19 protein-coding genes are annotated in these 20,504 nt (G+C 44.2%); 9 read left to right on the top strand and 10 right to left on the bottom strand.

Going from position 1 to position 20,504, the window contains the following annotated elements:
- Nucleotides 1-333 precede the first annotated feature (333 nt).
- Nucleotides 334-699, bottom strand: a complete 366-nt coding sequence (locus tag AAHT65_RS08860) for a winged helix-turn-helix transcriptional regulator (RefSeq protein ID WP_003328081.1) — start codon at nt 697-699, stop codon at nt 334-336.
- Nucleotides 700-917: 218 nt separating this feature from the next.
- Between AAHT65_RS08860 and hxlA the strand changes: the two genes are divergently transcribed.
- From hxlA to AAHT65_RS08835, 5 genes are all read left to right on the top strand, one after another.
- Nucleotides 918-1,550 (top strand): 3-hexulose-6-phosphate synthase, encoded by a 633-nt coding sequence (gene hxlA / locus AAHT65_RS08855; protein WP_315916363.1) that lies wholly within the window; start codon nt 918-920, stop codon nt 1,548-1,550.
- Between the two features lie 6 nt (nt 1,551-1,556).
- Nucleotides 1,557-2,114: a 6-phospho-3-hexuloisomerase gene (gene hxlB, locus AAHT65_RS08850; protein WP_010787607.1), complete on the top strand. Its 558-nt coding sequence runs from the start codon at nt 1,557-1,559 to the stop codon at nt 2,112-2,114.
- A gap of 128 nt (nt 2,115-2,242) precedes the next feature.
- Complete coding sequence (locus AAHT65_RS08845) at nt 2,243-3,946, top strand: methyl-accepting chemotaxis protein (protein ID WP_343311371.1); 1,704 nt, start codon at nt 2,243-2,245, stop codon at nt 3,944-3,946.
- A 221-nt stretch (nt 3,947-4,167) separates the two neighbouring features.
- A complete protein-coding gene (locus tag AAHT65_RS08840) occupies nt 4,168-4,605 on the top strand; it encodes a NucA/NucB deoxyribonuclease domain-containing protein (protein WP_343311370.1) in 438 nt (145 codons plus the stop codon).
- An 18-nt stretch (nt 4,606-4,623) separates the two neighbouring features.
- On the top strand, nt 4,624-5,022 hold the full coding sequence (locus AAHT65_RS08835) for a competence protein ComJ (protein ID WP_010787604.1): 399 nt from the start codon (nt 4,624-4,626) through the stop codon (nt 5,020-5,022).
- A 35-nt stretch (nt 5,023-5,057) separates the two neighbouring features.
- Here the strand turns inward: AAHT65_RS08835 and AAHT65_RS08830 are convergent, their stop codons facing one another.
- The 5 genes from AAHT65_RS08830 to AAHT65_RS08810 all read right to left on the bottom strand — a co-directional run bounded on the left by AAHT65_RS08830 (nt 5,058) and on the right by AAHT65_RS08810 (nt 9,514).
- Nucleotides 5,058-6,494 carry a glycoside hydrolase family 1 protein gene (locus tag AAHT65_RS08830; RefSeq protein WP_088116477.1) on the bottom strand — a complete coding sequence of 479 codons (1,437 nt, stop codon included), beginning with the start codon at nt 6,492-6,494 and terminating at the stop codon, nt 5,058-5,060.
- Between the two features lie 69 nt (nt 6,495-6,563).
- Nucleotides 6,564-7,292, bottom strand: a complete 729-nt coding sequence (locus tag AAHT65_RS08825; protein WP_063638715.1) for an AAA family ATPase — start codon at nt 7,290-7,292, stop codon at nt 6,564-6,566.
- A gap of 202 nt (nt 7,293-7,494) precedes the next feature.
- The gene (locus AAHT65_RS08820) at nt 7,495-7,824 is read right to left on the bottom strand and encodes a YckD family protein (RefSeq protein ID WP_088116475.1); all 330 of its coding nucleotides are present in this window, start codon (nt 7,822-7,824) and stop codon (nt 7,495-7,497) included.
- A gap of 85 nt (nt 7,825-7,909) precedes the next feature.
- Nucleotides 7,910-8,365 carry an RDD family protein gene (locus AAHT65_RS08815; RefSeq protein WP_088116474.1) on the bottom strand — a complete coding sequence of 152 codons (456 nt, stop codon included), beginning with the start codon at nt 8,363-8,365 and terminating at the stop codon, nt 7,910-7,912.
- Between the two features lie 12 nt (nt 8,366-8,377).
- Nucleotides 8,378-9,514, bottom strand: coding sequence for a zinc-dependent alcohol dehydrogenase (locus AAHT65_RS08810; RefSeq protein WP_343311369.1), 1,137 nt, complete (start codon nt 9,512-9,514; stop codon nt 8,378-8,380).
- A gap of 168 nt (nt 9,515-9,682) precedes the next feature.
- Between AAHT65_RS08810 and AAHT65_RS08805 the strand changes: the two genes are divergently transcribed.
- Nucleotides 9,683-10,546, top strand: a complete 864-nt coding sequence (locus tag AAHT65_RS08805; protein WP_343311368.1) for a transporter substrate-binding domain-containing protein — start codon at nt 9,683-9,685, stop codon at nt 10,544-10,546.
- 15 nt (nt 10,547-10,561) lie between these two features.
- Nucleotides 10,562-11,239, top strand: coding sequence for an amino acid ABC transporter permease (locus tag AAHT65_RS08800; RefSeq protein WP_094231345.1), 678 nt, complete (start codon nt 10,562-10,564; stop codon nt 11,237-11,239).
- Nucleotides 11,240-11,385: 146 nt separating this feature from the next.
- On the opposite strand, the gene AAHT65_RS08795 is transcribed toward AAHT65_RS08800, so the two are convergent.
- The 4 genes from AAHT65_RS08795 to AAHT65_RS08780 all read right to left on the bottom strand — a co-directional run bounded on the left by AAHT65_RS08795 (nt 11,386) and on the right by AAHT65_RS08780 (nt 15,792).
- The gene (locus AAHT65_RS08795; RefSeq protein ID WP_106360832.1) at nt 11,386-12,588 is read right to left on the bottom strand and encodes a GTP-binding protein; all 1,203 of its coding nucleotides are present in this window, start codon (nt 12,586-12,588) and stop codon (nt 11,386-11,388) included.
- 272 nt (nt 12,589-12,860) lie between these two features.
- Nucleotides 12,861-13,460, bottom strand: a complete 600-nt coding sequence (locus AAHT65_RS08790; protein ID WP_315916358.1) for a L,D-transpeptidase — start codon at nt 13,458-13,460, stop codon at nt 12,861-12,863.
- A 79-nt stretch (nt 13,461-13,539) separates the two neighbouring features.
- Complete coding sequence (folE2, locus tag AAHT65_RS08785) at nt 13,540-14,424, bottom strand: GTP cyclohydrolase FolE2 (protein ID WP_425524854.1); 885 nt, start codon at nt 14,422-14,424, stop codon at nt 13,540-13,542.
- Between the two features lie 159 nt (nt 14,425-14,583).
- Nucleotides 14,584-15,792, bottom strand: coding sequence for an MFS transporter (locus AAHT65_RS08780; RefSeq protein ID WP_268529340.1), 1,209 nt, complete (start codon nt 15,790-15,792; stop codon nt 14,584-14,586).
- A 180-nt stretch (nt 15,793-15,972) separates the two neighbouring features.
- Between AAHT65_RS08780 and nirB the strand changes: the two genes are divergently transcribed.
- The gene (nirB, locus tag AAHT65_RS08775; protein WP_343311366.1) at nt 15,973-18,285 is read left to right on the top strand and encodes a nitrite reductase large subunit NirB; all 2,313 of its coding nucleotides are present in this window, start codon (nt 15,973-15,975) and stop codon (nt 18,283-18,285) included.
- A gap of 16 nt (nt 18,286-18,301) precedes the next feature.
- The gene (gene nasC / locus AAHT65_RS08770; RefSeq protein WP_343311365.1) at nt 18,302-20,434 is read left to right on the top strand and encodes an assimilatory nitrate reductase catalytic subunit NasC; all 2,133 of its coding nucleotides are present in this window, start codon (nt 18,302-18,304) and stop codon (nt 20,432-20,434) included.
- The last annotated feature ends 70 nt before the right edge of the window (nt 20,435-20,504 follow it).

The raw sequence follows: 20,504 nt of genomic DNA, 5'->3' as shown, positions 1-20,504 counted from the left end.
GTTTTTATCACCGAAAAATGGGTGAAAAGTTTCATGCGGCATGCCGCAAAAATCCAGTTCATTTACAGGAATATTTTTGCGGTATGCCGCAATTATTTCCATAAACATATTTAACAGAAAACACACACTACTTTTACCTATAGACTGTGTCTATAGGTACCTCAGCTTTAAGCCGTTTACATTCTGGACAATAATTCCATCTAGGGCGCAAAAACCGAAATGGCGCCTTATATATTTCCCGAGTAAATTGCTATGAATTGTCCTTCAGATCCATAAATCTGTCTTTTCGTCGTAAACAGCAAAAAAAAAAAGCCCTCTAAAATTCAGAGCGGCTCAAGACAGATTTTCCTTAATAACCTTTTTATCAATATCAATTAATTCCATATATCCTTTTCCCCATTCATACATGGCGTCAAGGATCGGCATCAGGCTTTCCCCTTGTACGGTCAGCGAATATTCTACCTTTGGAGGGACGACCGGGTACACTTCCCTGTGAATGATCATATCCTGCTCCAGCTCTCTAAGCTGGTTCACAAGTATTTTTTGAGTGATATCAGGGATTAAAGATTTTAATTCATTAAATCGTTTCGTTCCTTCTTTTCCCAAATGCCACAATATCAGCATTTTCCACTTACCTCCGATCACAGCGAGTGTTAATTCCTTTTCGCAATTAAACACTTTCTCATCCATGCGACTCATTTAATCTACCTCCGGTGTATGCAATAAATACTAGTTTACATTTTATTATGCCCCTTTTTATTATACTAACTTGAAGATGGCGCAGAAAGAAATCAGTTCGGCCCATCCGGCCTTCCACAGTATCCTGCAAGTAACTATTTGACTTTAAAGTGCCTACTTCCCAACCGTTAGACCGCTCTATAGAATGTAAGATACATCTTGATGAGGAGTGGATTTTAATGGAACTGCAATTAGCATTGGACCTTGTGAATATTCCGGAAGCAATTCAATTAGTCAAAGAAGTGGAACAATATGTCGACGTTGTTGAAATTGGAACTCCCGTTGTCATTAACGAAGGCCTCCGAGCCGTTAAAGAAATGAAAGAAGCGTTTCCGAATTTGAAAGTGCTGGCCGATCTTAAAATTATGGACGCGGGCGGCTACGAAATCATGAAAGCTTCAGAAGCAGGAGCAGATATCATCACTGTTCTCGGCGCAACAGACGATGCCACAATCAAAGGCGCTGTAGAAGAAGCAAAAAAACAGCAGAAGAAAATCTTAGTTGATATGATTAACGTGAAAGATATTGAAAGACGCGCAAAAGAGATTGACGCACTTGGCGTTGATTACATCTGCGTGCACACAGGATATGACCTTCAGGCGGAAGGCAAAAACTCATTTGAAGAATTAACAACGATCAAACATGCCGTACAAAACGCAAAAACAGCAATTGCCGGCGGAATCAAACTTGAAACATTGCCTGAGGTTATCAAACAAAAACCTGACCTCGTGATCGTTGGCGGCGGAATTACAGGTGCCGAAAATAAAGCATCTGCCGCATCGAAAATGAAACAGCTCATCACTCAAGGATAAGGCTTAATGAAAACGACTGAATACTTAACGAAAATTTTGAATGAGCTAAACCGCTCAGCCTCATTCATAGCCGATGACGAAGCGGATAAGCTTGCCGATCATATTCTTTCGTCCAATCAGATCTTCACAGCAGGAGCGGGAAGATCCGGCTTAATGGCCAAATCCTTTGCTATGAGAATGATGCACTTGGGCCTTAACGCGTATATCGTAGGCGAGACATTAACCCCGCCGCTTCACGATGGAGATCTCGTGATTATCGGCTCGGGTTCAGGTGAAACAAAAAGTCTGATCCACACAGCAGAAAAAGCAAGAAGTTTGAAAGCCGTTATCGCTGCTTTAACGATTAATCCGGAATCAAGCATCGGCAGCCAATCTGACTTGATCATCAAAATGCCAGGCTCGCCAAAAGACAAATCCGAAGGTGACTATAAAACGATTCAGCCGATGGGTTCTTTATTTGAACAAACGCTGCTGCTGTTCTATGATGCAGTTATTTTAAAGATCATGGAGAAAAAAGGCCTGAACTCCCAAACGATGTTCACAAAACACGCAAATCTCGAATAGCAACGCTGCTGCCGGCCATTTATTGATGAGCCGGCTTTTTTGTATTCTCTCTCTTCCTCTAATAAAACTTTTAGCCTTAACACCCGATAAGTAATAAGACCCAAAAAACATTAACATTAGGAGGAATCATGTTGAAGAAGAACATGAAATTTAAGCTTGGAACCAAGATATTATGCATGGTTCTTACAATTATTCTTTTATTTTCAGTATCAGTCGGAACTGTCATTATCAAAGACATAACGAACAGTCTGAAAAAAATGGCTACCGAAAAGGCAAAAGGGGATCTCGCTTTAAGCAGCCGCTATATTGATGATGTCATCACCGGTGATTGGAACATCAAACATAATGAACTGTACAAAGGAGACACACCCATTAACAATAATGAAAAAATCGTTGATATGCTCGGTGAAAAAACCGGTGATACCATCACTATTTTTAAGGAAGATACAAGAGTCGCCACAAATGTTATAAAAGACGGAGAAAGGGCTGTCGGCACTCAGGCTTCTCCTGAGGTCACTGATGCCGTGCTGAAAGGCGGACGGGAGTTTTATGGTGAAGCAAATGTTGCAGGCTCTGTCTATCAAACGGCGTATCAGCCTTTAAAAGATAAAGACGGTGCAATCATCGGCATGCTTTACACCGGTGCCAATCAAAACATACTGACGTCACTTACCCAATCATTGTTCATCCAATTCGCAATTGTACTCGCGGCAGCCATTATCTTATCTATTATTCTCGTCCTGCTGTTTACAAGAAGAATCAACAAACGGCTGAATGCTCTCAAGGGCGCTTTTGAAGGAGCCGAAAACGGTGATTTTACAATAGAGATAACGGACAGATCCAGTGATGAATTAGCAGATTTAAGTGTTTGCTATAATAATATGAGAAAGACTTTAAGCAAAACCATTCAAACCGTGCAGCAATCAGCCGTGCAGCTCGCATCATCTTCCCAGCAGCTTGCAGCAGGAGCCGAAGAAACGAACCAGTCGTCAGAAAAAATCACAGAAGCAGTCCAGCACATTGCCAATACTTCTGATTTTCAAATGACAAAAGTAGTGAACAGTGAAAAATCGCTGGAACAGGCCGTGGCGGACATTCAATACATTACTGAGAAGGCACTGTCTATTGCCGAACAAGGACAGTATGCCCAAGAAAAGGCGGAAGTTGGCGGAAAAGAGATTGCTGATACTCAGAATCAAATGGATACAATTCATCATTCTATACAAAAAAGCGGCGAGATGATTCAGCGGCTTGATGATCACTCTAAACAAATAGGACAAATTTTGTCTGTTATCACCCAAATTGCCGATCAAACAAATCTTCTTGCATTAAATGCAGCCATTGAAGCTGCCAGAGCAGGAGAACACGGGAAAGGTTTTGCAGTTGTTGCTGATGAAGTGCGTAAACTCGCAGAAGAATCACAACGATCAACTGGCCAAATCTCTGAATTAATCACAGAAATTCAAAGCGACATGAACCAGTCAGCGTTATCAATTGAAACCGTGAAAACTGAAGCAATTGAGGGTGTCAGCATGATTCAGCGCACCGGAGAAGTATTTAAAGAAATTGTCTCTGCAACAAAAGAGATCAGCGTTGGCATTTCGGGGCTTTCATCAGCGACACAAAATATTTCAGCCAGCACTCAAGAAATCGCAGCTTCCTTTACAGAAAATACAGCTGCTATCAAAGAATCAACTGAGAATTCCCAGCAGGCTGCGGCTCTTACAGAGGAGCAATTTGCCGCCATGCAGGAAATTACCGCCGCATCAGATACGCTTTCTGACCTGGCCGGCGAGCTTAACGCCATAATAAATGAGTTTAAGATCGATTAGCAACAGAAAATTTTGCGGATTCCCGAGTTCCATAACTCCTAAAATATCATTATTGAGTCCCTATCTCTTTTTAAAAAAGTATTTCACTAGGCAAAATGATAACTTTTCGTTAATTAAATAGCTGCAAAACGCAAAATTCAAACCTTTACAGCCAAAGGCTTTTGCTTTATTCTGTGAACAGTTTTTTAAAACCGCCGGACTAGAGGAGGTGATAATCGCGAATGGACTTATTGAAATCATTGCTGCTCATATTGGTGATCATTGCTGCCGCCATTGCCGGGCTGGTTAAAGGCGATTTTTCCTCAGAAAATCAAAAGGCGTCTGAAGACAAAGAGTATGACGAAACGATTTCTTTCCCATCAGATCGTTATCCTGAAACTGCGAAACATATTCAAGATGCGATCAATGAAGGTGAGTCAGATGTGTGCACAATTGACAGGGACGGGGCTGAAGAACGACGAGAACAATCTTTAAAAGATGTGGCAGTCAAAACAGGATACGATCGGGACGAATGGCCGATGGCAATGTGTAAAGAAGGCGGAGAAGGTGCGTCTGTGGAGTATATCGCCCCGTCGGACAATCGCGGGGCTGGCTCATGGGTCGGTCATCAGCTCACTGATTATCCAGATGGAACGAAAGTGTTATTTACCATCCAATAAGGCAGGAGGAAGATAACATTGACAAATTCATGGAAACCGCAAGAGCTCATTATCTCATATCATCAATTTACCATTTTTCAAAAGAATTCAAAGCCGCCTATAATAGATTGGACGGATGAAGCGATTGAAAAAGGATATGCAGAGGCCGACGGAGCCGTTTCATTCGAAGCGCAGAGAAACTCCAAAGTGTTTATTATCTTGCGTCTCAACAGCTCAGACATAGTTGAATCCTATGAAAAAAAAGCAACTGTTCCTTTTCATGTCTCAGGGGACGGGATAAATATAGAAAGTGTCATGTCAAAGAGGCTGTCATTTGATTTGCCGAAAGGTCAATACGTCTTCACTTGCTATACCGTTCCCGCTGAAGCGTCAGACCTGCATGCAGATACATATATTATTGACGCTGCTGCACAATAAAAAATCCCTGAGAGAACTTTCTCTCAGGGACATCTTCACAAATTTTCTCCATTTGTTTTTATGACGTTTTGATACCAATAAAAGCTTTTTTTCTTTATGCGTCTTAAATCATTTTCATTCTCTTCATCACGATTAATATATACGAATCCATACCTTTTCTGGTAACCGTTCAGCCAGCTTAACAGATCGGTAAACGACCAGCTGCAATAGCCGATGAGGTCCACCCCGTCACTGATTGCCTGTCTGCATTGCTCAAGATGAGAACGTAAATAATCGATTCTGTAGTCGTCCTGAATGGACCCGTCTTTTTCAACTTTATCAAATTCTCCTAAACCGTTTTCTGTTATAAACACCGGAAGCTGATAGCGGCTTGTAATTCGGCGCAAACCAATGCGCAAGCCCGTCGGATCAATTGTCCAGTCCCAATTGCTCGTTTCAAGGTTAGGGTTTTTCTTCGTTTTGAACAATCCTGGCATGCCTGTTTCCTGGTTGCTTCCTTTTTGTCCGGTTGTATTCATTTCTCCTTCTGAAACCCCGTCCAGCGGATTTCGTTCATATGTTATTGTTTGATAATAGTTCACACCGACAAAATCAGGTTTGCCTTTGGCGAGAAGCTCCATATCTCCCGGTTCTATTGTTGGCGCCCAGCCCTTTTCTTCCAGGTACCGAAAAGGAATTTGCGGGTAAGTTCCCCAGCAGTACATGTCAAGCCACCAATTGTTCATAAACTCTTCGGCATTTTCGAAAGCTGTGATGTCCTCCGGGTGGCTTGTGAGCGGATAAGCCGGTGAATAAGCAAAGCTTGGACCAATCTTCCCGTCAGGAACATACTTGCGGAACGATTCAATCGCTTTGGCATTTGCCAGAAAAGCGATATGGTTTGCTTCATAAAACCGCTTTCTGTCTTTTACGCCCGGCGGATGCATCGCTGTGATAAAACCGTGATTAAAATTATAATTTTGTTCATTTAAGGACACCCAATACTTCACCCGGTCACCAAAGCGTTTATACAGCGCAACACAGTATTGATTGAAATCTTCTATCATCCTTCTTGACTCAAAACCGCCGTATTCGTCCATAAGCGCCTGTGGCATATCCCAATGGTACAGAGTCAGAACAGGTTCAATGTTATGGGAGATTAATTCATTAATCAGGTCATCATAAAATGCAAGACCGGCTTCATTAATTTCTCCCTTGCCGTTCGGAAAAATTCTCGGCCAGCTGACAGAAAACCGATACGCCTTCAGCCCCATTTCAGCCATTAACGCTACATCTTCTTTATAGCGATGATAATGGTCAACCGCGATGTCGCCATTGGTGCCTTTAAATGTTTTTCCCGGTATCTTTGTGAAGACGTCCCATACGGAAGGTCCTTTACCGTCTTGATTCCACGCCCCTTCTACTTGATAAGCGGCAGAAGCTGAACCCCATAGAAATGTTTCCGGAAATGCATCTGGTTGTTGATGAATCATATTTTTCACTCCTACTATGTCTGATATCTCTATCATACGTTATGAAACGCGTTTCATAACAAATGGATGTTATTCACGAAATAGTTCATCCAGCATCCTATCTCTATGTTGGAGGAAATATTTTGTCAGCTGTACGTGCTCGGTCTGTTCATATTCTGTTTTATGAATTCTGTTATCATCAAAACTTAATATTTCAGCATCAGGATAGCCAAGGAGAATCGGTGAGTGTGTCGCAATGATCATTTGCACATTTTTCTCCTTCATCAATTGATGTATCACTCTTAAAAAAACAAGCTGGCGCGCGGGAGAAAGCGCTGCTTCCGGCTCATCAAGAAGATAGATCGCTTTCCCGGTAAAACGGTTTTGAAACAGCGACATGAAAGATTCTCCGTGAGATTGCATATGCAGCGGCTTTCCGCCATATGATTTGTACGGTTGTTTAGCACCTCTGTCCATCTCGTCAAGATGCAAAGATAGCTGATAAAAAGATTCTGCTCTTAAGAAAAAACCATTGGTTACTTTCGGAAGCCAGGATAAACGTATGTAATCACCTAAGTGAGATTCGGACGCCTTAACATCATAGAAATTGTTCCTGTTTCCTCCCGCAGTATTGAATTCACATTTATCAGCTATCGCTTCCAGCAATGTTGATTTGCCGGAACCGTTCTCACCCACAAAAAAAGTCACATTCTTCGTAAATGTAAGTTCATGCAAATGTTTAACTATCGGGATAGAAAAAGGATACTTTTGAAAGGAAGAAACCTTATCTCGCAGAAGTGTTACCTTTTTTAAAAACATGACATTCACCTCTCCATTTTTAATTAAAAAAATATTTGAATACCGCTTGCTGCACAAGTAAAAAAACGGCCCATCCCACTATATTTAAACATACAGATCAAAAGATTGGCATAGATGCTCTAAGCAAAAGCGCCAAAGTCACTAATAAACAAATAGTCACGGAAATAAAAAAACATCCAATTCACATTGGATGCTTCGAGGCTTAATGTCTTTTTTCGATTTGATGAGGGTGGAGCTTTGGGACGAAACCGTTTTGTTTCTTCATTTCATAATGTTTTTCTATATGGGTTTTGATGTGTTCGCCTTTTTCTTTAGCCAGCACGCCATACTCCACGTATTTCGAAATGACGTTTTTGCGTTTTTCTAATATATCTGTTTCGAGTTCTTCAATTTCTTTCTTTTGTTGTTCTGTCAGTGAGGCACTTTGCGGCACTTGGGGCTGCTGTTTTTCAGATGCTTGTGCTGGGCCTGCCAGAGACATTGCCGCTGCAGCAATCAGTAAAGCGATCAGATTAACTTTGATTGTTTTCATCCAGTTTATTCCTCCTGTCTTATTTTTTTCATATGTTTTGTTATAAATCAGTTTTTATGCATTTCCAATAAAAAAGAGCGAATCATCATTCGCTCTTAATACTCTGTTCGTCCATATTCATTTCTGTTTCACCGGGTTCGGCATACGTGACGTAGGTTCCCGCCACAAAATCATGGATGGATCGTTTATCTTCTCTAAGACCGACCATGAAGGCGCTGACAATGGCTGCAATTCCGAACGTCAGTGTATAAATAATGCCGCCGACTATTACTCTTAGCACCATTGCCAATATGCCGACTTGAGAGCCATCTTTTTTCACAATCCTAATCCCGCAGATTTTTTTACCGACAACATAACCATTCCACAATACCGGCAGTAAAATCGAGTAGATTGCCATAATGACACTGATAAACGTGCTTTCATCCGGATCTTTTCCTGTTAACAGCCAAAAGATAAGCAAAATGGGTAATGATATAATCAAATAGTCTAATAACGATGCTCCCAGCCTGATCCAAAATCCAGCCGGTTTGTAAATATTCATGCTATCCCCTCACTATGGTTTCAGTATGACTTTAATGTTTCCATCTTCCTTCTTGTCAAATATATCATATGCCAGCGGTGCTTCGGCAAGACTCATTTTATGCGTGATAATGTCAGTCGGATCAATTTCCTTTTTTTCAACCATTTGATACAGCATCGGCATTAAATGAATGACCGGAGCCTGGCCCATTTTTAAGGACACATTACGTGTAAAGAAGTCCCCGATCGGAAAGCCGTCTGCTTGTGAAATGTAGGCTCCTGTCAGATGGACCGTACCGAATTTTCTCACTGCCTCTGATGCAGTGAGAATCGGGCTGATCGTTCCGAACTGATTCGGTTTTTCATTGGCTTTTTCCTTCGGAAGCGGTGTGCCGTCCATACCGACGCAATCAATGACGACGTGCGCACCGCCATGCGTCTCCTGATGAAGCAATTGTCCGATTTCATCATGTTCGGTAAAGTTAAACGTTTCTGCACCGTTTGTCTGTTTTGCATGCTCGAGACGATGAGGGACCTGATCAACGGCAATGACCCGCTTCGCACCCTTCATCCAAGCGAATTTTTGTGCCATCAATCCAATCGGACCCGCCCCGAGGATCACGACAGTATCGCCTTTTTTTACACCGCTGTGCTCCACACTCCAAAAGGCTGTCGGCATGACATCTGATAATAATAACACCTGTTCATCTTCAAGCTCACTGTCATCAGGAACGATGAAGGAAGAAAAGTCGGCGTAAGGAACCCTCAGGTATTCGGCTTGGCCGCCCGGGAAATTGCCGTTAAATTCGGAGAAACCAAATAACCCGCCGGCATCGGTATGGGGATTAGGATTAGACTCATCACACTGACTCTCCATTTGGTGCTTACAGTAGAAGCATTCGCCGCACCCGATATTAAAAGGGATCACCACGCGGTCGCCTTTTTTCAGCTTTTTCACTTCGCTCCCGACTTCCTCCACAATTCCCATTGGTTCATGGCCGACAATATAATCCGGCTGGGCAGGAATTCCGTTTTTATATAAATGAAGGTCAGATCCGCAAATGCCGGTTGCCGTGATTTTCACGATTACGTCCTGGGCATGCTGAATTCGGGGATCTGCGACTTCTTTTACTTCCATGTGTTCTTTTCCTTGGTAAGTCAGTGCTTTCATTTTTGGACAGCTCCTTTTTCTTCACTCCTTCCCTTCGCGTTTTCTCTTAAACTCTTCAAAACCCATTTGTCTACACAATTCGTACTTTTTGAAAACGGAATTTAAACGTTGCCACCCTGTATGTTCAATGCTATCTTTTTAGTTGATTACAGATTGGAGGAATGAAAGGTGAAATCATTTACACGTTCGAAAGCCGCCGTGCTGATCTTGACACTGGCTTTCTTTCTCATAACGACAGCCTGCTCAGGCAAAGAAGAGGCTGATTCCAAAACATCTGATTGGGATCAGATTAAGGAAAAAGGCAAGATTGTTGTCGCGACGTCTGGAACTTTGTATCCCACTTCGTATCACGATACGGATTCAGGATCTGATAAACTGACCGGCTACGAGGTGGAAGTTATTCGCGAGGCTGCAAAACGGCTGGGTGTAGAGGTTGAGTTTAAGGAAATGGGAATTGACGGGATGCTGACGGCTGTCAACAGCGGACAGATTGACGCGGCGGCTAACGATATTGATGTCACGAAAGACCGTGAGAAAAAATTCGCGTTCTCCGCCCCATACAAATATTCATACGGGACAGCTATTGTCAGAAAAGATGATTTGTCAGGCATTCACACGCTAAAAGACTTAAAAGGGAAAAAAGCGGCCGGCGCCGCAACCACTGTGTATATGGATGTCGCCCGTAAGTACGGGGCAGAAGAAGTCATTTACGACAATGCCACGAACGAGCAATATTTAAAAGATGTCGCAAATGGCCGCACGGATGTCATATTAAACGACTATTACTTACAGGCGCTCGCGCTTGCTGCCTTTCCGGATCTTAACATTACGATCCATCCCGATATCAAATACATGCCGAATAAACAAGCGCTTGTCATGAAGAAAGGCAATACAGAGCTTCAGAAAAAGATGAATCAAACGTTGAAAAAGATGGCAAAGGACGGCACTATTACCAAGCTGTCAAAGAAGTTCTTTAATAAAGCAGATGTATCAAAAAAATCGGATGTCGACGTCCAAGACGTTGACCTGTAACACGAGGTTCAGGATATGTATACCATTCAATGGGAATATATTTTTAACCTGAAACTTGCAATTGAATCATTTCCTTATGTGATCAAGGGAATCTGGTATACGCTGCTCATTTCATTTGTCAGTATGTTTGCCGGAACCATGCTCGGCTTGTTTATCTCTCTTGCCAGAATGTCCAAGTTTGCTTTACTGAGGTGGCCCGCGAGGCTCTATATTTCCTTTATGCGCGGCGTACCGATTTTGGTGATTTTATTTATTCTTTATTTCGGCTTTCCTTATATCGGCATCGAGTTTTCCGCTGTCACTGCGGCCTTGCTCGGCTTCAGTCTCAATAGCGCTGCATATATCGCAGAAATCAATCGTTCCGCTATCTCATCTGTCGATAAAGGCCAGTGGGAAGCGGCGGCTTCTCTCGGCTTGTCTTATTGGAAGACGATGAGAGGTATCATATTGCCGCAATCTGTGCGGGTCGCGCTGCCTCCGCTTGCGAATGTTCTGCTCGATCTTATTAAAGCTTCTTCTCTCGCCGCGATGATTACTGTGCCGGAACTGCTCCAGCATGCGAAAATCATCGGCGGCAGAGAGTTTGATTATATGACAATGTATATCCTGACAGCGCTTATTTATTGGGCGATATGCTCTGTTGCGGCGGCTTTTCAGAATATACTTGAGAAAAAATACGCTCATTACTTATGATATGGCAGCCAGTTACGCATCACGAAGCGTGACTGGCGTTTTTTATAATAGTTGTTCTTCAACCTTTACCATCAAAGGGCTCAAGTATTTAAACAAACGTTTCATTAAATCAAAAAAGCCGCCTCCACAGGGGAGACGGGCAGTTTTTAATACGCCTGATTGATATTCCATTTGAACGGATCTTCCAATTGCGACCAATCAGAATCAAACTCTGATTCAGTCAGCAGGCATTGATCAAGTTCTTTTGTAATGGCTTCCGGGTCCAAGTCCGTGCCGATAAAGACCAACTTTGTATGGCGGTCGCCGAACTCAATATCCCAATCATCCAAGATTTGCGGCTCTTGTTTTTTTATTTGCTCCTGTTCAAGTTTCGGCATCGCTGCCACCCAATAGGATACCGGCTCAATCGTAACAGACGGACCGGCTTGAGACATAAGCAAAGCGAGACTGTTATGAGACGCGCACCAGGCTATCCCTTTCGCTCGTACAATATTTTCAGGCATTGAGTGGTGAACCCAGTTGTCAAAGCGGGCTGAATGAAACGGCAGACGTCTGGAGTACACAAATGAAGAAATGCCGTATTCCTCTGTTTCCGGTGTATGCTCCGCATGGCCGGCCGTCAGCTCTTTTATCCAGCCGGCAGATGCGCTTGCTTCTTCAAAATGAAATAAGCCGGTATGTAAGATATCCTGCGGCTTGACGTTCCCTTTGACAGAACGAATGAGTTTGGCTCTAGGCTGCAGTGTGCGAAGCACTTTCTCAAGCTGAACAAGCTCTGATTCACTTACCAAGTCGCATTTGTTTAAAATCAAAACATCACAAAACTCAATTTGATCAATCAATAGGTCAGCTATTTCTCTCTCATCCTCCTCCCCAAGCGCTTCCTTACGGTCTAAGAGACTCTCGCCTGACTGAAAATCATGCCAGAAACGATTGGCGTCCACCACTGTCACCATCGTGTCTAATTCACAAAATTGTGTGAGGTCTATTCCCATTTCTTCGTCTATATACGAAAAGGTCTGGGCAACCGGAATCGGTTCGCTGATTCCGGTTGACTCAATCACGATATAATCAAACCGTCCGTCTTTCGCCAGCTTTTCGACTTCTATGAGTAAATCTTCGCGGAGTGTGCAGCAAATACAGCCGTTTGACATTTCCACAAGCTTCTCATCTGTTCTGGAGAGTCCTCCTCCCTGCTTGACCAAACCCGCATCAATGTTCACTTCACTCATGTCATTTACAATCACCGCAATTTTTAAGCCTTCACGGTTTTGCAGAATGCTATTTAAAAGTGTTGTTTTTCCCGCGCCAAGATACCCGCTTAATACTGTAACCGGAATTTTATTCATGAGAATCCTCCTTTACTCCATAACAAAATAGAATCATTACGATTTAAATCGTATACTTTGCCGAACCTGCGCTGCGAATGTAGTCGGTATTTCTCTTCCAGCTTTCCAGCGACCGGTCGTGAGGTACAGTGGTCGTTGATTGACCCCCGCCTTTCACCTTGTGATTCCGCCGCCATTTACGTCACAAAACGTAATTGTTACGATTTAATTCAATCGTATGTTCTTTTATTCTATTTGTCAAGCCGATACTAAACAAAAAGCCTTTTCTCTTATCAGCTGATCACCACTTTTGTTTTTTCAGGTATGTTTTCATATATCCATTTTGCATCTGGGATCGTAAGCCTGATACACCCGTGGGATGCTTTTGTTCCTAATTGTTTGGCTTCTTTTTCAATCACCTTTTTATCCTCGGTCATCGGGACACTGTGGAATAGGAATTCTCCATGGTTTTTCCATGACACCCAATATTCCGCGCCTTCCTGATATCCTTGGGAAAAGAACCACTCCCCCCGTTCAGGTTCAACATAGTAAGTACCCTTTGGTGTTGAATCATCATCCGTTTGATCGAGCCCGGACGAGATGATCATTGTATAAATTGTTTTGCTGCCTTCTTTTATATAAGCCTCTTGTTTTTTCGCAGACACATCAATCCAAATGAAATCTTTATGTTTAATGTCAGGATATTCCCCGCCTGAGGGCTTTGTCCAATCTGTTTTTTCTTTTGCTGATACGGTTTCGCCCTTTTCATTAGATTTGCTTGTTTCAGAGCTTGCCTGTTCCGTTTCATGATGTTGCTGTGAGCAAGCCGCCATCAGGCTGGCTGGCAATATGACAGCCAGCATCAATAATACAATCCGCCGCGTTTGTTTCATTTAAAATCCTCCCTCACTTACAATCTATAAATCTTCATCTTGACGTTTTTACAGCCCGCTTCTGTCAAAGCACAAGGATTTATTTTGAAAAACTCAGCTTCGCATAGGCGTCGTGCAGGTGAATGGATTCTTCATTGTGACATTCAATCTCAAAAGCTGCCACCCAATCAAGCTCGTACAAATCAGCGGCAATGAGACGGATGAGATCCTCGACAAACCTTGGATTTTCATAAGCGGTTTCTGTTACTGCTTTTTCATCAGGCCGCTTCAAGACAGGGTGAAGCATGGCACTCGCATTTGATTCCGCCGCATGCAAAAGATCCGTTTTGAAATCCTTCGGCAATGGGGCTTCCGGGTGTATGTCGGCCAGAATGTTGACCGTCCCTCTTTGATTATGGGCGCTGTATTCACTGATTTCCTTAGAGCAAGGGCAAAGGGTCGTGACTTTTGCTGAGATGCCGACACGCTGAAGGTACGGCAGGTCCTCTTGATACGTCATGTGAATCGTTATATCAGCATGCATCAATCCCGTTTTTTGCAGCATAGGGCTTTTCCGTTCAAAATACCAAGGAAACCGCACCTCAACCGCAGCAGACATCTGATTCATCTTCTCCGCCAGCTCTTTCGTAAACTGCTGGAGAGAGTCTAATGAGAGAACCCATCCTCTTTGATGATAGTCTTGAAGCTGTTCTGTTAACCGGCTCATATTAATGCCCTTTTGATTCCGCTTCAAATTGGTGGCCATTGTAAAATTCCCGACCGTGGCCTGTTCAAAAGGCTCCATGGCTGAAGTGATCGACATCGGGTGAGACACATTGGATACCCCTACATGATTAATCTCAAAAAAATAATCCTTGTTTGTATTTTGAAGGTCCTTCATTTTCTCCTTTTCAACAGGCTTTTCGCCTTTGACAGGATCAACCGAACCGAAATATTGATGGCGCTTCGCCTTTTTCGGCAGCATGATGTTTCGTTTCAATAAGAAAACCCCTCTCTCTAAAAAATCGTAATGATTACTATTTATTTTGATGATTTCCCTTGTTAAAATCAAGAGAAATGTTGAATGACATAAAAAAAAGACCCGTAACAAAACAGGTCCAGCAAAACTGCCAGGCGGTCCAGACTAAGAAGCATCGGCTGGCTCGCTGCCAGCGCGCCACGCCTTTCTCCAGTAATATCCCGCCCCAAGCACAAGTCCGAAAGCCAGCAATGCGATACATGAAAATGTGATAAATCCAATGGCATAAGAACCGGTCATCTGTTTTAACGCTCCTAAAATGTTCGGCAGAAAGAATCCTCCGATGCCACCTGCGGCCCCGACGATGCCCGTCACCATTCCAATTTCTTTTCGAAAACGCTGCGGGACAAGCTGAAATACCGCCCCGTTCCCCATTCCGAGCCCCATCATTCCGATAAATAAAAGAACAATCACGATGGAGAGAGACGGAAGACTGCTGACCCCGGCCATACAGAGGGCTACAACGATAAACAATACTGAAAGAACCTTAGTGCCCCCGATCCGGTCCGAAATCCAGCCTCCCACAGGCCGGAAGAAGCTCCCTGCGGCTACGCATAATGTCACGAAATCACCCGCGTGAATTTTCGATAATTGGTATTGATCGACGAAGAAAATAGCTAAAAAGCTGGAAAGGCCAACAAAACCGCCGAATGTGACACTGTAAAGCAGACAGAAAAACCACGTTTCCTTTTGCGCAAACACATGCAGATAGTTTTTCAGCGGCTGCGGCGCAGGCTGTGAAGGGGAATCCTTGGCAAAGGCGACAAACATGATAAAGACGATAGTAAGAGGAATAAGAGCGATTCCCATCACACTGTGCCAGCCAAACTGTTCTGCAAGACGGGGGCCAAACAGCGTTGCGAACAGGGTGCCGCTGTTCCCCGCACCGGCAATCCCCATCGCGAGCCCCTGAAGATGCGGCGGATACCATCTGCTTGCCATCGGCAGTGCAACTGCAAAGCTTGCGCCTGCCACTCCAAGAAGAATCCCGATGGCATAAAGCTCAGGAAGAGAGCGCCCCCCGACCGTTCCCCAAAGCAATGGAACCATGGTCACGAGCATGCCGATCACTGCTGTTTTTTTCGGACCAATTCTGTCAGTCATGACGCCTAAAATCAACCGAAACACCGAGCCTGATAAAATCGGTACAGCAACCACAAACCCTTTCTCAAAAGGTGAAAGTCCAAAATCCTGAGAAATATATACGCCAAGCGCACCTAGCATCACCCAAATCATAAAACTTACATCAAAGTATAAAAAAGAACAGGCCAAAGTGGATGGATGTCCGCTTGTTTTGAGATCCGACAGCTTCATAACATTCCCCTCTCAAATCGTTTTTTATTTTAAATTTTCTGAATTAAGAATATCTGAGTGCAATTTTTCGGAAAAGACATGTGTAAGTAAATGTGACACGTTTAATGCGTTGGCAATGTAATATGCCATAATTCTTAAAAAGAGAGTTTTTACAAGCGGCGTTATAAGGAGGTCTGGCAAATGAATAAGCAAACGCTGATTTTAATAGGGAATGGCATGGCTGGCGTCCGCTGTATTGAAGAAATTGTAAAGCTTGATAGCAGCGCCTTTGAGATTGTCATTATCGGAAGTGAATCGCATGTCAACTACAATCGAATTCTATTGTCCTCCGTTTTGCAGGGTGATGCCTCACTGGATGAGATTACACTGAACAATAGCAACTGGTACGCCACACATGGAATCACCCTTTATACAGGAGAAACCGTTGTTGATATAGATACAGCTAAGCAGATCGTTATCACGGACCATAAGCGCAGCTTGTCTTACGATAAGCTGATTGTGGCTACAGGCTCATCACCTTATATTCTCCCGGTACCCGGACATGACAAAGAAGGCGTGTACAGCTTTCGGACAATAGAAGATTGCCAGTCATTTATAAACATAGCCGGTCATTATCAAAAAGCGGCCGTCATCGGCGCCGGGATATTGGGCCTTGAGGCGGCAATCGGCTTAAAAAAACTCGGAATGGACGTAAACGTTATTCATCACTCTTTCTCCATTATGCAAAAACAGCTGGATCAAACAGCGTCACATATGCTGAAATCAGCGTTGGAACGAAAAGGGCTGGCCTTCCTATTACAAAAAGATACTGAAGCTATTTTAGGAAACTCGCGGGCAAGCGGCGTCCGCTTTACAGACGGTTCATCCATAGAGGCCGATTTAATTGTGATGGCAGCGGGCGTCAGACCCAATATTCAATTGGCCGCATCTGCAGGTATCTCAACAAATCGCGGCATCATTGTTAATGAATACATGCAGACCAGCATGCCGAATGTGTATGCCGTTGGAGAATGCGCTGAACATAACGGAATCGTATACGGCCTGGTAGCGCCGCTTTATGAACAAGGAAAAGCCCTTGCAAAACACATTTGCGGCGTTCTCGGCGAGGGGTATCAAGGTACTCCCCAGTCAGCCGCGTTAAAAATAGCCGGCATTGATGTTTGGTCAGCAGGAAGGGTACACGCAGACGAAACCACAACAAGCATCCAGCTCTATGACGAACAAGCCGGCATTTACAAAAAAGCGCTATTCCAAGATGATAAGCTGTCCGGCGTTATTTTATTCGGAGACACCCGTAACAAACAGCAGCTTCTCGACAGTCTGCTCAAACAAAGAGACATTTCAATTGTCAAAAAACAACTCATTGAACCGAATCAAACCGCAAACGTATTCGAATCGATGCCTGCCAGTGAAACCATTTGCCAATGCAACTCCGTGACGAAAGGTTCGATGATGGAGGCCGTTAACACAAAAGGCCTGAAGACAGTCGAGGAAGTCAGAAACTGCACAAAGGCGTCAGGCTCTTGCGGAGGATGCAAGCCGCTCGTTGAGGAGCTTCTGGCATATGTGTTAAGCGGCGAACATACAGAAAAAGCGGGCAAACCGCCGTTTTGCGGATGTACCGGATTTACTGAAGAAGAAATCATAGCCGAACTGCAGCGCCGTCCGTTCACTGCTCCGGCAGAGGTCATGAATCATCTGGATTGGAAAACGAAAAACGGCTGCCAAACCTGCATTCCGGCAATTCAATACTACTTAGGAATGATACGGCCGGGCCTCGTGCAAAACCATGAAACAGCCATGAAAAAAGGAGATACATGCACCCTGATCCCCCAAATGTACGGCGGGCTGACCAATGCGGAGGAATTAAGAAGGATAGCCGACATCATTGAAATATACAACATCCCAAGCGTTTCAATCACTCACAGCCAAAGACTGCGGCTCTCCGGAATCAAACCGGACGATCTCCCAAACATCCGGCAAGCCTTACAAATGCCGATTTGCTCCAATCATCACTACACGGTGCATAGCGTGACATCCTGTACGTGCGGTCAAAACAGCTCCTTTCAAACGCTGGCAGGCAGCATAGAAAAGAAAATCGAAAACCTCTCCATGCCGGCTCCGGTTTCGATCAGTCTATCCTGCGAAAAGGACTGCGAAGATGCGGCGATACAAGATATCGGTGCCATTCAAAACCATGAAGGCTGGGACATATACGCCGGCGGCCGCCGAGGAACACATGCACATGCCGGAGAGCTGCTTTGTGTCACTGAGAATCAAAAAGACACTGCAAATATGATCAAATGTCTTCTTCAATATTACCGAGAAACGGCAAATTACTCAGAAGCACTGCATCAATGGATGAGCCGCCTCGGCATCATTCATATCAGAGAGATTTTGTTTGATCAGGATCTGCGGATACAGCTTCTTGAAAGTCTTGAAACAGACGTGTCACTGATTCAGAACCCGCTTACACATGTAAAGCGCTCATAAGAAAGGGTGAGGCATTTTGACAGAACGACTGCTAAAATATTTCCGCGAGAAACAGCAAGACATCCAATCAGAAAAAACGTATGACACTCAATGCCCGTTTTGCAGCATGCAATGCAAAATGCAGCTCATTGAACAAACCATTGTCACACGAAAAAAGTACACGGCAATCGGCATCGACAATCCAACGACACAGGGCCGTTTATGCATGAAAGGCATGAACGCCCATCAGCACGTCCTGCATTCAGCCCGCATTACCCACCCGTTACTCAAAAAAAATGGCGAATTCGTGCGGGCTACCTGGGATGAAGCCTTAAACTACATCAAGGAACAAGTCACAACGATTCAACAAGAAGACGGCCATGACGCAATGGCGGTCTACGGGAGCGCTTCTATTACCAATGAAGAGGCTTATCTGTTAGGAAAGTTCGCCCGAGTCGGCTTAAAGACAAAATACATCGATTACAACGGCCGGCTCTGTATGTCCGCGGCAGCGACGGCAGCCAATCAAACATTCGGCGCGGACAGAGGCATGACGAACGCTTTATCGGAGATTCCCCATACACGCGTCATTATTCTGGGCGGTACCAATATCGCTGAATGCCAGCCGACGATCATGCCTTATTTTGAAAAAGCGAAAGAAAACGGGGCTTATATCATCGCCATCGACCCCCGAGAAACGCCGACAACTAAAATTGCCGATCTCCACCTTAAAATCAAACCCGGAACAGATGCCGCACTTGCCAATGGTTTAGTCAAAATCATCATAGAAGAACAACTGATCAACGAAGACTTCATCCAGACCCGGACAACCGGATTTGAAGAACTAAAACGTCATACGGCGGCTTTCAGCATACATGACATTGCTGAAAAGACGAGTGTTCCTCTTGAATATATCCGAAAAGCCGCTGTGAAATTCGCCAAGGAAGAGTCCGGCATGCTGTTTACAGCGCGGGGAATTGAACAGCAGACAGACGGAACGGCAGCTGTCAGAGGTTTCTTAAATATGCTTTTGATTACAGGGAAAATCGGCAAGCCTTACTCAGGCTACGGCGCAATCACAGGGCAGGGAAACGGGCAAGGCGCCCGAGAACACGGACAAAAAGCCGATCAGCTCCCCGGATACCGTTCGATCGAACACGAAGAACATCGCGCGCATATTGCAAAAGTGTGGGGAATCAGTCAGGACGATCTGCCGCGAAAAGGCGTCTCTGCCTATGAATTGATGGAAAAAATCAATGAAGGCCGCATCACGGGCATGTTTCTGATGTGTTCAAATCCCGTTGTCTCCAATCCAAATGCCAACTTTGTCAAACAGGCTCTGGCAAAACTGAAATTCTTTGTCGCTATCGATTTGTTTATATCAGAGACTGCGAGACTCGCTGATGTCATCCTGCCCGCCTCCTCTTACTTAGAAGATGAAGGCACCATGACAAATGTCGAAGGCCGCGTGACTCTAAGGGAGGCGAGCCGACCTTGCCCCGGAGAAGCGAAACACGATTGGCAGATCATTTGTGATATTGCGTCTGTTCTCGGGAAAGGTCAGTATTTTTCCTATACGTCAGCGGAGGACATCTTTAACGAACTCAGAGAGGCAAGCCGCGGCGGCATTGCCGATTATTCCGGCATCACGTACAACCGGCTCAGACAAGAAGGCGGCATTCTGTGGCCCTGTCCGGAACCGGGTCATCCGGGAACTGAGCGATTATTTGAATCTTCATTCGCCCATCCGGATCAAAAAGCGAAATTAAGTGTGATCCCAAATGAACCGGCTGTGCAAAAAGAGAAGCCGACAGCCGAATATCCTTTATTTTTAACTACCGGAAGAGTCATGTCCCACTACTTAACAGGTGTCCAAACAAGAAAAAGCGCCGCACTTGCCGCCAGACACTTTGAATCGTTTATGGAAATCCATCCGAAAACGGCTGAAACCTACAATGTCGAAGACCGTGTGCTCATTAAAATAGAATCCCCGCGAGGAAGCATTGTTGTTCGAAGTAAATGGTCAGAACAAATGAGACCAGATACCATTTTTGTCCCGATCCATTGGGCGGATTCTCAAAATGTGAATGATCTGATTGGCGATGACTTAGATCCATCCTGTAAAATGCCGGGTTTTAAAGTTTGTGCGGTACGAATCAGTTCTGCATAATTTTTCATAAAATTTTTAGAAAGTTTCGTATTTTTTGTTACATTTTATAACATGCATCTTAAATATTTCT

The sequence above is a fragment of the Bacillus atrophaeus genome (assembly GCF_039519175.1).
In the GTDB taxonomy this organism is placed as follows: Bacteria; Bacillota; Bacilli; order Bacillales; family Bacillaceae; genus Bacillus; species Bacillus atrophaeus.
Note: the sequence above shows the minus strand (reverse complement) of the source record. Positions and strands in the feature narration are given on the sequence as shown.

Bases quoted from the DNA above. Each gene is read 5' to 3' on its own strand.
- AAHT65_RS08860 (WP_003328081.1), bottom strand. From the start codon at position 699: ATGAGTCGCATGGATGAGAAAGTGTTTAATTGCGAAAAGGAATTAACA.
- AAHT65_RS08790 (WP_315916358.1), bottom strand. From the start codon at position 13,460: ATGAAACAAACGCGGCGGATTGTATTATTGATGCTGGCTGTCATATTG.
- AAHT65_RS08810 (WP_343311369.1), bottom strand. From the start codon at position 9,514: ATGAAAGCACTGACTTACCAAGGAAAAGAACACATGGAAGTAAAAGAA.
- hxlA (WP_315916363.1), top strand. From the start codon at position 918: ATGGAACTGCAATTAGCATTGGACCTTGTGAATATTCCGGAAGCAATT.
- AAHT65_RS08830 (WP_088116477.1), bottom strand. From the start codon at position 6,494: ATGATTCATCAACAACCAGATGCATTTCCGGAAACATTTCTATGGGGT.
- AAHT65_RS08780 (WP_268529340.1), bottom strand. From the start codon at position 15,792: ATGAAGCTGTCGGATCTCAAAACAAGCGGACATCCATCCACTTTGGCC.
- AAHT65_RS08795 (WP_106360832.1), bottom strand. From the start codon at position 12,588: ATGAATAAAATTCCGGTTACAGTATTAAGCGGGTATCTTGGCGCGGGA.
- nirB (WP_343311366.1), top strand. From the start codon at position 15,973: ATGAATAAGCAAACGCTGATTTTAATAGGGAATGGCATGGCTGGCGTC.
- AAHT65_RS08825 (WP_063638715.1), bottom strand. From the start codon at position 7,292: ATGTTTTTAAAAAAGGTAACACTTCTGCGAGATAAGGTTTCTTCCTTT.
- AAHT65_RS08820 (WP_088116475.1), bottom strand. From the start codon at position 7,824: ATGAAAACAATCAAAGTTAATCTGATCGCTTTACTGATTGCTGCAGCG.
- hxlB (WP_010787607.1), top strand. From the start codon at position 1,557: ATGAAAACGACTGAATACTTAACGAAAATTTTGAATGAGCTAAACCGC.
- AAHT65_RS08840 (WP_343311370.1), top strand. From the start codon at position 4,168: ATGGACTTATTGAAATCATTGCTGCTCATATTGGTGATCATTGCTGCC.
- AAHT65_RS08800 (WP_094231345.1), top strand. From the start codon at position 10,562: ATGTATACCATTCAATGGGAATATATTTTTAACCTGAAACTTGCAATT.
- AAHT65_RS08815 (WP_088116474.1), bottom strand. From the start codon at position 8,365: ATGAATATTTACAAACCGGCTGGATTTTGGATCAGGCTGGGAGCATCG.
- AAHT65_RS08845 (WP_343311371.1), top strand. From the start codon at position 2,243: ATGTTGAAGAAGAACATGAAATTTAAGCTTGGAACCAAGATATTATGC.
- folE2 (WP_425524854.1), bottom strand. From the start codon at position 14,424: ATGCTGCCGAAAAAGGCGAAGCGCCATCAATATTTCGGTTCGGTTGAT.